This window comes from Actinomadura violacea, from assembly GCF_017573465.1.
GTDB lineage: Bacteria > Actinomycetota > Actinomycetes > Streptosporangiales > Streptosporangiaceae > Spirillospora > Spirillospora violacea.
The window spans coordinates 40,473-53,789 of sequence record NZ_JAGEPF010000045.1 but is presented as its reverse complement, the minus strand read 5'-3'; the positions used below and the strand labels follow the sequence as shown (position 1 = coordinate 53,789).

General features: G+C 71.1%; 11 protein-coding genes. 3 read left to right on the top strand and 8 right to left on the bottom strand.

Annotation, left to right across the window (positions count from 1 at the left end; all coding sequences use genetic code 11):
* Positions 1 to 857 precede the first annotated feature (857 nt).
* The 4 genes from J4709_RS55275 to J4709_RS54295 form a co-directional block, all read right to left on the bottom strand.
* Positions 858 to 2,810 (bottom strand): VWA domain-containing protein, encoded by a 1,953-nt coding sequence (locus J4709_RS55275; protein ID WP_208252233.1) that lies wholly within the window; start codon positions 2,808 to 2,810, stop codon positions 858 to 860.
* 77 nt (positions 2,811 to 2,887) lie between these two features.
* Positions 2,888 to 4,213 (bottom strand): AAA family ATPase, encoded by a 1,326-nt coding sequence (locus J4709_RS48270; RefSeq protein ID WP_208252232.1) that lies wholly within the window; start codon positions 4,211 to 4,213, stop codon positions 2,888 to 2,890.
* Positions 4,214 to 4,307: 94 nt separating this feature from the next.
* Positions 4,308 to 5,273 (bottom strand): MarR family transcriptional regulator, encoded by a 966-nt coding sequence (locus J4709_RS48265; RefSeq protein WP_208252231.1) that lies wholly within the window; start codon positions 5,271 to 5,273, stop codon positions 4,308 to 4,310.
* 1,493 nt (positions 5,274 to 6,766) lie between these two features.
* A complete protein-coding gene (locus tag J4709_RS54295) occupies positions 6,767 to 7,261 on the bottom strand; it encodes an ATP-binding protein (RefSeq protein WP_232385189.1) in 495 nt (164 codons plus the stop codon).
* A 244-nt stretch (positions 7,262 to 7,505) separates the two neighbouring features.
* Here J4709_RS54295 and J4709_RS48255 point away from each other — a divergent pair, with 244 nt between their 5' ends.
* The gene (locus J4709_RS48255; RefSeq protein WP_208252230.1) at positions 7,506 to 8,057 is read left to right on the top strand and encodes a class IV adenylate cyclase; all 552 of its coding nucleotides are present in this window, start codon (positions 7,506 to 7,508) and stop codon (positions 8,055 to 8,057) included.
* A gap of 112 nt (positions 8,058 to 8,169) precedes the next feature.
* Here the strand turns inward: J4709_RS48255 and J4709_RS48250 are convergent, their stop codons facing one another.
* From J4709_RS48250 to J4709_RS48235, 4 genes are all read right to left on the bottom strand, one after another.
* A complete protein-coding gene (locus tag J4709_RS48250) occupies positions 8,170 to 8,628 on the bottom strand; it encodes a hypothetical protein (RefSeq protein WP_208252229.1) in 459 nt (152 codons plus the stop codon).
* A gap of 47 nt (positions 8,629 to 8,675) precedes the next feature.
* A complete protein-coding gene (locus J4709_RS48245) occupies positions 8,676 to 9,593 on the bottom strand; it encodes a phosphotransferase family protein (protein ID WP_208252228.1) in 918 nt (305 codons plus the stop codon).
* A gap of 28 nt (positions 9,594 to 9,621) precedes the next feature.
* Complete coding sequence (locus J4709_RS48240) at positions 9,622 to 10,272, bottom strand: hypothetical protein (protein ID WP_208252227.1); 651 nt, start codon at positions 10,270 to 10,272, stop codon at positions 9,622 to 9,624.
* A 391-nt stretch (positions 10,273 to 10,663) separates the two neighbouring features.
* Positions 10,664 to 10,948, bottom strand: coding sequence for a hypothetical protein (locus tag J4709_RS48235; RefSeq protein WP_208252226.1), 285 nt, complete (start codon positions 10,946 to 10,948; stop codon positions 10,664 to 10,666).
* 248 nt (positions 10,949 to 11,196) lie between these two features.
* On the opposite strand from J4709_RS48235, the gene J4709_RS48230 reads away from it, so the two are divergent.
* Both J4709_RS48230 and J4709_RS48225 read left to right on the top strand, forming a co-directional pair.
* Positions 11,197 to 12,489, top strand: coding sequence for an NsdA family TPR-like regulatory protein (locus tag J4709_RS48230; RefSeq protein WP_208252225.1), 1,293 nt, complete (start codon positions 11,197 to 11,199; stop codon positions 12,487 to 12,489).
* Between the two features lie 3 nt (positions 12,490 to 12,492).
* Positions 12,493 to 13,041 carry a GNAT family N-acetyltransferase gene (locus J4709_RS48225; protein WP_208252224.1) on the top strand — a complete coding sequence of 183 codons (549 nt, stop codon included), beginning with the start codon at positions 12,493 to 12,495 and terminating at the stop codon, positions 13,039 to 13,041.
* Positions 13,042 to 13,317: the final 276 nt, after the last annotated feature.

The window sequence follows — 13,317 nt, the reverse complement described above, 5'->3', positions numbered from 1 at the left end:
CGCTTCGGCGAGACTGCCTGCGCGAGGAGCCCCGCCTACCTCGTCAAGACCGGGCAGGCAGTTGCTGTCACCGCCCCGGCTACTCGCGTCGACATCGATCCGACAGCCGATTGCTCCGCGTCCCAGGAGAGTCGGGCTGCGTTGTCGGTGGCTTTATGAAGGATGTGCCGAGACCGGCATGTCGGGCAAGGGTCCGATCGTGGTGCCTGTGACGAACCCGAAGGCCTCCGCACGGCCGTCGAACTCCAGGCGGCCCGGCACGTCCGCGGCAAGGTCGTGATCGACCTCTGGCCTCGGCGCTGAGCGCACGTGCCGGACGCCGCCGCGATCAGACCGTGACCACCAGCGCCCTCAATCCGATCTTGGAGACACGGCCTCTAGACCGCGCACCCGCAGGGCTGGAGCACCTGGAGGTCGTTGCCCGCCTGCGTCGCTTCCCTGACCAGTTCGCCGCACAGCGGGCAGGGCTGACCGGCAAGGACGGAAACGCCAGGGACAGGCGAGTGCCCGGCCTCGGCGACGGGCGAAGCGAGGTGTTCGGGTGAAAGATCCACGGCGCGCCATCTTAGGACCGCACCATCGGCGGAGGCCGGACCGACAGGCCAGCCGTCTGTCACCGTGACAGGCATCCGCAGACACCAACGGAGGATCCGCCATGGCGGCGGGCGCGAATCCCGCCCGGTGGCCGGTCAACGCCGGCGGAGACTTCGCGCCGTCTTCCAGCCTCCATCCGGCTGCCTGCGCCTGACGCCTTCGCCAGCGTTGACTCCTCCGGCATGCGGCGCTGAACGATACGGCCGCATGGCTCGTATGTTCCCGCCCGGACCCCTGGGAGCGGGGCCGGGCCGGGAACGCGGTCAGGCGTTGCGGAGGGCGTGGGTGGCAGCGGCGCCGATTGTGTCGGCGGTCCGGGTGGGATCGGTGAGGGTGACGCGGTAGGCGCCGTTCAGGACGGTGGTGTGCCGGTCGGGTGCCACCCACAGCGCGGCGCACCCGGCGGCGGTGAGGCGGTCGAGGCGTTGCTGCCCGAGGGTGGGGTGGGGATCTTTGAATTTGCCGTCGGAGACGACCACGAGGAGGCGGGCGGCGCCGGGACGGGTCAAATCGAGGGTGGCGTCCAGGGCGTCGATGGCGGTGGTGAAGTCTTCGGTCGGGTCGTTGGCGGCGAAGACGGGGACTTGGGCGGGTGTCTGTCCGGGGCGAGTGAGGGCCCGCACCCGCGCACCGAAGATAACGGCGGCGGAGATGGCGTCGGGAACGTGTGCGGCGGCACGGGCGATGATCCATGCGGCGGAGGCGACGGGTGCGGCGAAGGCGTTCATGGATCCCGACACGTCGCAGGCGATCCCGATGCGCAGCGGCGGCGCGGGCACGTGGCGGCGGACGGTGCGGGTGAAGGGTTCGGCGGTGGGGGCGGCCCCGGCGGCGCGCTGGGCGTCGGCGGCCAGGGCGCCGCGCATGCTGAGGCGTCCGGGCGGGGTGGCCGAGGTGGCGCGGGTGGTGACGCGGTCGCGGTGCGCGGCGGCGCGCAACTGCCGGGCGAGGCGGCGGGCGGCGGCCTGCTCGGCGGGCTCTGGGGTGCGGGTGCCGGTGATGGCGGTACCGCCGCGCCGGGACGTGGTGGGGGTGGTGCTGGGTGCGAACACCCGCCGCGCCGCACGCTGCGCCTGCTCGCGCGCCCGCTTCTCTTGCCGGCGTTCCTCTCCACGCGAGGTCGGCGCGCCGGGCGTGCCGGGCGCCATGGCGGGGGTGTCGGCGGAACCGTGGACGGCGACCAGAGTCTCCCCGACCGCCTTGACCAGAGGCGAGGGGTCACCGGAGGCGCCGGGTGTGCCGGGCGGCGGCGTGGGCACGGGCCGGTCGGGCTCGGTGCCGACGATCCGGCACCAGCGGCGCCCGAGTTCCAGCATCGCCTCCCCGTCGGTGTCGGGCGTGGTGTGGGCGATGTGCCACAACGCCGACAGCGCACTCAACCGCGATTCGCCGAGCACCCCGACCACGACCTCGCGCAGCGGCGCGGTTTCGGCCGTGGTGAGGATTCCGGCGTCGGTGCGGGCCAGCAGCAGTGCGGCGGCGTATCCGGCGTTCCATGGCGTCATCGCCGCCCCCGGTGTCGACACCGCCGCCACGCCACCGGGCGCGCCACCACCGGACGCACCAGCACCGGGTGCGGTCGCCGGGGCGGCGGCACCGGCCGGGCCGGTGGCGGGCGGGGTGGTGGCGGGGGTGAAGAAGCTGGGAAGGACGATGGTGCTGGCGACGGCGCGCAGCCATGGCCGGTCGGCGGGGCGGCGCCGCACCTGCACCGCCTCGATCCGCGACTCCTCCAACGCCAGCGCCGCATCGATCGCGGCGGCGGACGCCCCAGCCGGTGCGCCGCTGGGTGGCGTCCAGCGGGTGTGGGTGGCGTGCGCGGCCTCGTGGACCAGCACACCCCACAGCGCCGGATACCGGTACCGGTCAGCGGGGCGGGTCGGGTCGCAGGTGTCGGGCCGATGCCCCAAGTGGGTGCCGTCGAGTTCGATGGTGGCCAGCGCGGGCACGAAACACCCCGGCGCCCCCTGCCCCAGGCCGGGCGCGCACCTCACCGTCAGGTCCTCGCGGTCGGTGAGGTCGGCCACGGCATCGGTGAACGCCGCCGACAGCGACAGCCACGCCCCAGGCACCCCCGCCCCCGCCCCCGCCACAGCGGCGGGCGCGGGCACGGTGGCGGCGGGCGCCGGTACAGTGGCCGCCGCCGTAGCGGGCGCGGTGGGGCCGGTGGCGGGTGCGGTGGCGGTGGCGGATGTGGTGACGATGTGCGCGGTCATGGTTCCCCCTGGTAGGTCGTGATCGGTGCCCGGACGGGCACGGCGTGGCGTACGGATGTGCGGCGTACGGGTGTGGGTCAGAGTTGGCGGCCGAGGGCCAGCGGGGTGACGGCGCGTCCGTAGACGGAACTGATGACCTCGGCGACCATGTCGCGGTCTTCTTCGGGGGCGATGCCGAGGAGGTTGGCGACCGCCGCGTCCGGCCCGAGGACTTTGGTCATCTTCTGGAAGGCGATCAGCTCGCGCAGCTGCGGCGCCCACCCGATCTCCCCGGAGGCCCGGCGGCGGGCGAGGTTGCGGGCGACGCGGATCGCGCGCGGCTCGATCTTCAATGTCGTCGCGAGGTCGTAGTCGGTGGACACTTGGATCTGCGCGGCGAACCGTGAGGCGAGGGCCTCGGTGAGGACGGCGCCGTGCACGCCCGGGTTGTGTCCGGCGACGACGTAGAAGCCCTCGGCGGCGGTGATCGTCTCGCCCCGGTGGGCCTTGACGGTGATCTGGCGGCGCCCGTCCATGGCGGGGTACACCACCGCCAGCACCTTGGGTGAGATGAGGGTGGCGTCGTCGATGAACAGGCAGCGGCCCTCGGTCATCGCGGTCACGAGGGGCCCGTAGATGAACTCGTACCCGCCGCCCGGGGCCTGGGTGTACTCGCCGACGAAATCGGCGACGGCGGTGTCCCCGTCCCCCGCGACCGTGATCAGGTCCGGGAACGCCGCCTCCACCAGCGACGTCTTCCCGGTACCGGGCGGCCCGTACAGCAACGCCGCGATCGACGCCTCCCGCAACCGCCGCAGCGCCGCCACATCCGGCAGATCCGCCAGCGCACGCGGGTGGTAGGCCTGGCCGTTGGGCCGCACCACCGGCCCCCGCCCGTACTGCGCCACCGCCTTCCCACCCGCCGCCGCTGCCGTGCCGGTGCCGGTGCCGGTGCCGGTAGTGGTGGCGGACGGTGGGGCGGCGGGCGCGGGCGCCGCCGATGGCGTTCGGCGCGACGTCCGGGTACCCGCGCTGCCGCCCGTGATGGGGCCCTTGGTGGCGTCGACGGTGGTGGCGGTGGCACCGTACCGGCGCGGCCGCCCCGACACCCGCTCGGCCTGTCCTCGGCCGGTCAGCGTGTCCAGGGCGTTGGCGACCGCACCCGCCGACCGCCCTAGGTCCTTGGCGATCTCACCGGGAGTGAACAGGCTCCCCGGACGGTCGGCCAGCACGGCGGCGACCCGCCGCCGCAACTCACCCTGCCCCAGGCGACCGCCCGACGGCGCGGGCACGGCACCCGGCGCGGCGGGGCCGGTACCCGCCACCGCAACGGCGGGCGCCGTGCCCGTGGACGGCACAGCGGCGGGCGCGACGGTGGTGGTCGGGGTCGTGCTGGTCGGGGTCGTGGCGGGAACGGTGGTCATCACTTGCCTCCAGGCGGTGGTGTCGGTGGTCGGTGGCGCAGGGGGCGGGCGGTGGCGCGGTGCCCGCCCCCGTGGCGGTGGTGGGTGCGGGCGGTCAGCGCGCGGCGAGCACGGTCGCCTCGGCGGCGCCGGTGGCGCGGCGGGTGGTGGTGAACCGGCGGGGCCGTTCGCACACCAGCTCGGCGTCACCGTCCTCGGCGAGCCGGTCCAGGGCGTTGGACACCGCGCCCGCCGAATGACCGATCACCTTCGCGACCTCATGCGGGGTGAACTCCGCGCCCGGGTGCGCGGTCAGGTGCGCGGCGACCTTCGCGCGCATCGCCCCCGGCTGCGACCGCACCCGCCCCGACGGCGTCCGCACCGGACCCCGCGCCGCCGCACGCACCAACCGCCGCACCAGCCCCGACCCGCTGTAAGCACCCTCCGCCGCCAACACCGCCGCTTCGCCGTCCCCGGCTTCCAACGCCGCCAGCGCCGCTGTGATCCCCTCCCGCAACGCCGTCAGCGCATCCCGCGCCTCGGCCACCGCCGCCGAATCCATCCCCTCCTCCCCGTCCCCCTCCGTGTCACCGGTGCCGGTCGTGTCCGCGTCTCCGGTGTCCGTGCTGTCGGTGGTGTCCAGCGGGCCGGACGAGGCGGCCTCGGGCCCGTCGGCGGACGCGTCCGGGACGGGACCAGTCGGCGCTATGCCGTCCTCACCGGCGCCCGCCCCGCCGCCGTCGGCACCGCCGGTGGTGGTGGTGGTGGGGGTGGCGGCGGTGGCGTGCCAGGTGTCGGGGAGCCGCTTCCCGCCGTCCCGCCCGCCCGGCGTCCGGGCGGCGCGCCCGTCCGCCTCCAGGGCGGCCAGGGTGCGGGACGCCGTCGCGCGGCTGACACCCGCCGCGCCCGCGATCACGGCGACCGTGCCGCCCGGGTTGCCCGTCAGCGCGTCCCACACGCCCCCAGCCGCGCCCGCCGGACGCGCCCCACCCGACGCACCGGGCTCACCGTCAACCGCGCCCTGCGCGCCAATGGCGCCGTTCCCGACAGCGGCGGTGGCGGTGGCGTTCTTCGTGGCCATTTCGACTCCCGTTCCATTCGTTCCGGCAACCGTGACTCGGCGCCGTTCCCGTTTACCGGGAGCTCGACCATTTCTCGATGCCGCAACGATAGGCAAGCACCTGCGGCCACATTTTTAATCACCTCAACGGCTGAACGATGTAACCAATCACCCACGCCGACACCTAAACCCAACCAACGGCAAACGCCGATTTCGCGCACCGAAACCACGCGCGCCGCAGGACGCACCATCACCTCGCACCCTTTCACCGAATGCGCCTCGCCAGAGATGACGGAACGGCACGGCGACTCGACATCTCACTTCGGCAGACACCTCACCTCCCACGACTCGCGCGCCCGAGGCGACTCGGGCACGGGCGCGGGCCGTCGCCGAGGGCGACGCCCCGCCGGCCCGCCCGGCCGGCGCCGGCCAGGCTGGCGGATGTGCATGCTTTGAGGTAGAGGGACAAGGTAGAAACCAGCAACACGGGATCGGAGGGGCACGCAAGAGTCCAACATCCACATACGCGCGGGCTATTACCAGGAGTCGTCCTGGAGACGAGTCGGGCACGCGAACAGAAGATGCGATGGCGCGCCTACCTGCAAGGACAGGGCCGCCAGGGGGTTCTGGTCATAGACGGAACCCCGAAAAGAACCCCGAAAAGAAGGCCGAACAGAACCCCGAAAGCCGCGCCCACTTTCGTCCGCACCTCCAGCGGACAAAGACACTGGAAGTGCCCCGCAACCACGCCATGCCTGCCTGCACGCGAGGAGTCGCCGCGGGCTGGGACGAGCCGCGAAGCCAAAGAGTCGTTCCCCTGCCCTCGCCGGAGGAACAGGTTGTTCCCCGGGCTGCCTCCCGGGTTCTGGGGCGACGTGTCCCTTGCCGCTGCCGCACGCGTGCCGCAGCAGACTTCTCTGGGCCAGCGAGCCGTGCCACCGGTTCCCGCGCTACCGCGGTCTCGCCAACACGGACCAGCGCCGCCGCCGGACGGTCGACCTGCCCCATCCCAGTTGGCGTCGGTCGGCCCTGCTGGAAGTAGACCGCCCGGGGCACACCCACACTCACAGGTGTCGACGGACACCTGGACACCGTGCCGCCGGCGGCGTGTCCACGATGTGTCCCTGAAGTGTTCCCCCGGCGATCCAACTCGTGGCCTGGGTAGGACTGCGCCCGGGCCGGTGACGGGTGCGTCGACGCGCGGGCTGCGTAGACTCCGGTAGGAACAGCTGCAAGCCTTGACGTTTTCACAGGTCACAGCGATTTTAAGCACTCTGTAGGCACGCCGCGGACACTCTGTCGCTCCCGTGTGCTCATGAAGTGCTGCCCGCGGACATAGGGGGACACGATAAGCAGAAGAGCGCCGGCATGCTGATCCAGCCGCCTGCGGCGGACACCGCACCGCGCGGCGGCTCCGTCCCGTCCGGTATCGCGTTAGGACGGAGCCGCCGCAAGGGGCCGCTGGCTATCCTTGGCGCGAGGGGCCAGCCTGATTCACCCAGGCTGGGCCCTCCTTATACCGCCAGCGCAGCCGCAGGCCGGGGCATGGCTTCGAGCTTGCGGTTGAGGTCGAGGTCGACCCAGACGGTGTGGCCCAGGCTGCTGTTGCCGTGCACGCCGAACATCAGCGCCAGCTCGTACAGCATCCGCAGCCCCCGGCCACCCTCCCCGTACATGCCGCCGTACCCCTCGGGCAGCACGGTCGGGATGCCATGCCCGCCCATGTCGGTGACCGCGACATAGGCCGGGTTCTCGCAGACGACCTCCAGCCCGAACCAGCCGTCACCTCCCTCACCCGACCGCGTGTGCCTCACCGCGTTTCCGGCGAGCTCGCTGACGGCCAGCGCGACCACGTCCACACACGGCATGCCCGCGAAAAGCGCCTCAGCGAAGGTCCGCGCCTCCTGCACCTGATCGGCCCGGCCTGCATACACCCGGCGCCACCGCATCCTCTCCGTCGCCCACAGCCATTCACTGGCCGTCGCTCCGACCAGTTTCGCGTTTTCCATTCTGCTTGTTCCTCCCTTTTGTTCTCCGCCCGCCGATGACCGTTTCATCTGTCACGGTCGGCCGGATGTTGATTAGCGCCCGGCTCTGCGAGCGAGGTCAAGTGCGTTTGTTCGGTCAACAAACCACAAGCGACCAACCCCGAAGAGCGCACCGCCTTCTCCGCGGCGTCTCGCCATAAGCACCTCGGTGAGGCATTCGGCGCCATAGGCTTCTTCGACCGCACATCTCACGTCCCGGGGGGCCATGGAAGCTCAAGAGATCGAGGTCAAGTACCGCGTGATCGACCAGGACGCGCTGCTACGCGCCCTGGCTGATCACGGAGTCTCGTTGTCCGCGCCGGTTCTCCAGGAAGATCAGGCGTACGCCCCGATATGGTGGAACTACGGCAAGCCCAAGACCGGTGTGCCGTTCGGGCGGCTGCGGACCGTGCAGGGCACGCACCTGTTCACGGTGAAGACTCCGCAGGACAACGAGATGGCCTGCCTGGAGGCCGAAACGGTCGTGGCCGATCCCGGGCAGATGCACGAGGCGTTGCTGCAGATGGGGTTCCGTCCGACGGTCCGGATCGTCAAGCGGCGCCGGACCGGGCAGGCGGGACGGTGGTCGTTGTGCCTGGACGACGTCGAGGATGTGGGACCGTTCCTGGAGATCGAGACGGTCACGACCGCCGACGAGCCGGGCCTGGCCGTCCAAGCGCAACTGGACGCATGGGCGACCGGCCTGGGCGTCAAGCTGGAGCGGGTGACCGACACCTACGACTCCCTCGTCCGGCTCGCCCAGCATCACAGCACCTGAACGGTTCGAAACAGCGCGAGCCGCTGATGGCCGGGCCGATGGCGGGCAACAGGCTGACGGACGTCCCTCAACACGACGGGTGCTGTCCGGCTCGACGATCTCGCGCCTTGCTTCAGCATCTCCTGCGATGTTCGGCTGCCGCATCCGGCTGCTCCTCCGCCGTGCTGCGAAGCGGGGCGGCGGTGACCATGCTCAGCGCCCTCGTGACCTCGTTGAGGTGGATTCTGGGAAAGTGGACCTGTGCCCAGCAAGACGGGACCACGCTCTCGCCTTCAGCGACGAGATAGACGAAGACGTCCCAGGCATCGGCACGCGTCCACCGGTTGAGCCGCTCCCCCGTCTTCGGCAGAACCCTCACAAGCAGGTCCAGCATCGTGCGCGCGTCATCGGCGGACATCTTCAGCCACGCCTGGCCGGCATAGAAGTCGGCGTGCCGCCGCCGTCCCGGGCCGGTCGCCGATCTCGGTCCGCAACGGATGGACGCCCCGAGGTCCTGACAGCAACCAGACGTACTCAATCCCAACCTCCACAGGGCGCGGACCAGCGGGATCATGTCGAGGTCGATGTCCACCTCGTCCCCAGCCGGGGTGGTCAGGCGACGGGAGGGATGGATGTTGGCTACGTCAGGCATTCCTTGGCCTCGGTGAGGTGCCGGCGAACGACACGTTGGGTGGCCTCGTCGGCCTCAGGGTTCGGCATCCAGCGGACGCACTGCTGCAGGTACCACTCGCAGATCCAGACGCGGTGCCAGCCGCCCGCCCAGACCTCGGCGGGCAGGCCCCCACGCTCCGCGGCCGCGCTCTCGGGGCCGCCGGCGGCGATGTAGGCGCCGATCATCTCCGCGATCGCGGCGACATCCAGCGGCAGCGGGGTGTCGCGCCACGACGCCAGATCCAGCAGACCCGGGCCGGTGAACGCCCGCGCCCAATCCAGGACCCGCAACCCCGACGGCCCGGTGTGCAGCGAGGTCGGATGGAACTCGCTATGGCACATCCCGAACGGAGGCGTGGCCGCTCCCGCGGACCGCGCCTCGGCGACCTCCGCCAACTCCGTCAGCAAGCGGCGGATGTCGGCGGCGTCGCTCCATCGCCCGGCCTGTTGCAGCCGTGCCAGCGCGCCAAGCGCCCGGCCCGGGAGTGAGGCCAATTCGCGAGCATCCAGCACAGGCAGACCCCCCATCGGGGGGCAGGCGTGGATCGCGACCGCCGCCGCTGCTCCTTGCGGCAGGGATGCATCTTCGGCCGGGTGTTCGCCGAGGTCCTCCAGGAGCATCGACAGGTGCGCATCATCACGGCGACTGACCGCGAGCACGTCCGGTACCGGCACGCCATGCCGCCCCGCGTACTGCAAGACATCGGCCTCCCCGGTGAACGGCGCGATCGCCGATTTGAGGATGACGGTGCCGCCGTTATCCAGGTGCACACGTTCCACCGCCGACAGCGCCCAGACATGGATCGGTTCCCGGCTGACGGCCCGCCGCGCACGCAGCGGACTGGAGGCGAGCAGAGATGAAAGGACCGGTGAGGGGGCGGACACCGGGCCCGCCCCCTGCGGTCCGTGGACGCTACTGGCCACAGGCTTGGACTCGCTGGATCCAGTCATCCCCGAACTGTCGCAGCTCCCGCCGGAACTCGGTGAGGTCCACCCCGAACGGCACGATCGCGCCGCCGCGCATGTCCGCCTGGGACTGGCAGCCGTGCACCAGCCGCCCGCCCAGCGCGGCGTTGGCCTTGGTCGCCTCCACCCGCCGCGACTCATCGAACCACGTGCCGTGATACAGCTCGTCGACCAGCTGCGCCTCCTGCTCGTCCAGGCCGTAGATGACCTTGCAGGCGATCGGGAACATCCACGCCGGCCCGACGTTGGAGATCGCACCGTCCTGCTCGACCCGGTTCAGCGCCATCACCGTGCCGACCTCGCGCAGCATCCGCAGGTGCTCGGCGCGCACGCCGAGCGCGACCAGGCCCGGCTCGGTCAGGTACTCCTCCCGGAAGATGTAGGCGGTCGCCTCCCACGCCACCGCGAGCACCTCGGCCGGGTCGGTGGTCGTCCGGCCGTGCGCGCGGACGTAGTCCAGGGCCAGCTGCTCGACCGTGGTGTCCGCGGTCTCGCGGGCGGTCAGCAAGTCGGCCCTGACGCCGTCCCAGTCGCAGACGATCCACGACGGGTTCTCGTACCGGAAGAAGTAGACGGCCGGGTCGATCACGATGGTCATGCCCTCGACCGTGACGCCGTCGATACGATTCCAGCCGGAATGGAACGCCTCAGGGAGTTCCGCCCGGATGAGCGGACTCGCTTCGGAAAGGGTGATCACGTTTCCTCCTGATGTCCTTGCCAGTGATGGGTGAAAGGGCGGGGCGGTCTCGCAGCGGGTCGGGGCTCCTTTCCTCTGGGCCTGCCGGGGCGTGTGGCCGGCTTGCGGGAGCTGACTGCGTGAGGGCGGTCTTCGTCGCGCTGGCCGCAGGCGGGTTGGTTGGTCGCGGTCCCGCGCGTTGCGGGGCGTGGCGGCGGCCGGAGGGCTGTGCGACGCCGCCGCGCCCTGCCGCACACCCGTCCTATGGCGCCGGGCAGGTCCAGGCTGGCGGGCGTGCGGAACTTGAAGGTGTTCATCTCGTCCACACGACGGCGTTGGTCCCCGCATCGACGTGTGCGGTGGCCTCGGTCCCGAGATCGACGTAGCAGCCGCGGCCCGACCCCGACAGCGCAACCCGACGGACCTCCCCGGACGTGCCCGGGGAGGCGTCGGCGAGCGCATCCTTGACGTGGTCGATCGCGCGGCCGCGGTCATCGGTGACGCCGGCCTGGCCGTGCTCGTCGTCCCCGTCGATGTCCCACGCGTACAGCTCCGGCGCCCATCGCGCCCGGTCGACACCGCTTCGACTCGGAGACACCGGCCGCATGAGCCTGTCGGAAGTGCCGGCGCACGGTGGCACGAGCACACCCGTCTCGGAAGGCATCGTTCTCTGCTGCTGTTCCAGGCGGTGCATGGGACGATCTCCTGCCACAACGCGGTACCAATGTCGTTACGCTCAGTGAAACCAGTGCACGTGCCGCGGAACTAGACGGACAATGGCGGTCACCGGGCGGACACTTCGCTGTCCGCCCCCCCGCACGGAAATCAGCGGAACGGTGCACGCCGATGACCGACAACCGACCCATATGGGCGATACGACTGCAATCTGAACGCGAGGCCCGCGGCTGGTCCAAAGCCGAGATGGCGCGGCAGTTGATGCGCGCGGCCGGCCTGGAGTTCGGCGACGTCGACAGCCTGGCCCGGCAGATCCGCTCCTGGGAGAAGGGCGTCAACCGGCCCCGCGACTGGCGACCCCACTACGCCACAGCATTCGGCATCCCCGAAGGCGAACTGATCGCCGAACCCCCGCCCGATGCCCGCGACGCTGACGCCGATCGCAGACACCTGCTGGCCAGCCTCGCGCTACTCGGCGTCGACACTGCATCCCGCACCGAGCCGCTCGAACCGATCCGCCAGGCGCTGAACCGCGCCATCCCCGGCGGCCTACACGGACACCTGGTCCAAGACTGGGAAGAGACCGTGTTCGAGCACGGCCATGCGTTCCTCACCACCCCGCCGCACGAACTGCTACCCGACCTTGCGGCGGACCTGGTCTCGCTGCTGACCTCAATCCGGACCGTCCCGGACGGCGCCACGCGCGATGACCTGCGCGGCCCGGCGGGCAAGCTCGCCGCGCTCATGGCGATGACCGTGTCGACGCTCGGCGAGCGCCGCCACGCCCGCGACTGGTGGAAGACCGCCCGCCACGCCGCCGACGCCTCCCGCGACCAGGACCTGCAGGTATGGGTCCGGGGTTACGAGGCCATGAACAGCCTGTACTCCGGACGCCCGCTGACAGTAGTGCTGCGCCTGGCCGACCAAGCAATCGCGATCGGCGGCAGGGCGGCGGGCGCGGCAGCGCTCGAAGCAATGGCCAGCCGCGCGCAGACCTTGGCGATGATGGACCGGCAGCACGAGGCCGACGAGGCGCTCCACGCACTAGCCGACCACTGGGAACGGCTACCGGCGGCGGCACCAGACGACCGACTGGCAACTGGGGCGTGGCCAGAGACCGCGCTACAGCACACGATCGCGTTCACCACTACCCACACCGGCGCGTTCGATCGAGCCACGCAAGCCCAAGACGCCGCAGCGGCGCTGTACCCACCGGAGATGCGCCGCCAACGCGCACAGATCGAACTACTACGCGCCACCTCGCTGGTGCGAGCCGGCGACGTCGCCACGGGCGTGGAACACGCCGGCAGAACGATCGAGGCGCTGGCCACCGTCCAGCGGACTACAACGATCCAGCGTGGCGCCCGGATGGTGCTGGAAGCAGTCCCGGACGCCGACCTGACCCAGCCCACAGTGCGGGACTACCGAGACGCCTTCGCATTGCCGGCACCCGAAGAGGAGTGACCCATGTCCAAGGACCTCGTGGTTCGGGTGGTGGACCGGCAGGCTGCGCTGGAATCGCTGGACGAAATCGCCGACCTGTACGCGCAGGTGTACGCCGAGCCGCCCTACAACGCAGCAGACAAGTACTCCCGAAACCGGTTCCTTCAGCGGACCCGCGACCAGGCAGTCGCGTCCGGGTTCAAGCTGACCACCGTCCGGCGCGGAGATGCCCTAGTGGGATTCACCTTCGGGTTCACAATGCCGCCGGGTGCGTGGTGGAAGAACGCCTCGAAGCCGGCAGCGGAGGTGCTTGAGGCGGACAAGTTCGCGGTGGTCGAGTTGGTCGTGGCGAAGACCGAGCGGGGGCAGGGGCTTGGGCGGCGGCTGATGGACGCCCTGCTAGCTGGCCGGCAAGAGCGGTTCGCGACGCTCGCAGCGGTCCTCGACGCAGACGCCTACGGAATGTACCTCCGATGGGGCTGGACCAAGGCCGCCGAGTTCCGGGCAGAGCCGCCGTTCAGCGACGCACTCGTGCTGAATATTCCGCACGGCGGGGACGGCTCGGGCGCTTAGGCGATCGCACCGTGCCCGGTGCCGATCCGCCCAATCGCCATGCTGCACGGCCGCTCCGAGATGATGGGCATCGTGTCGAGTTGGAACGACGGGGACGCAAGCGGCAGCTGGAGATCCAGGACGAGCACTGGAGGTTGATCCTCGCTGGTGTCGGGCCGATTGAGGCGCGCCGACAGGTAGAGGATCGGCCACAAAACCGGGTAGCGATGTTGGGCCGAGCGCCGCGGCTTCCCTGCCGCCCGTGTGGCACAGAAGTCCCAATCGTCTCGGTACCAC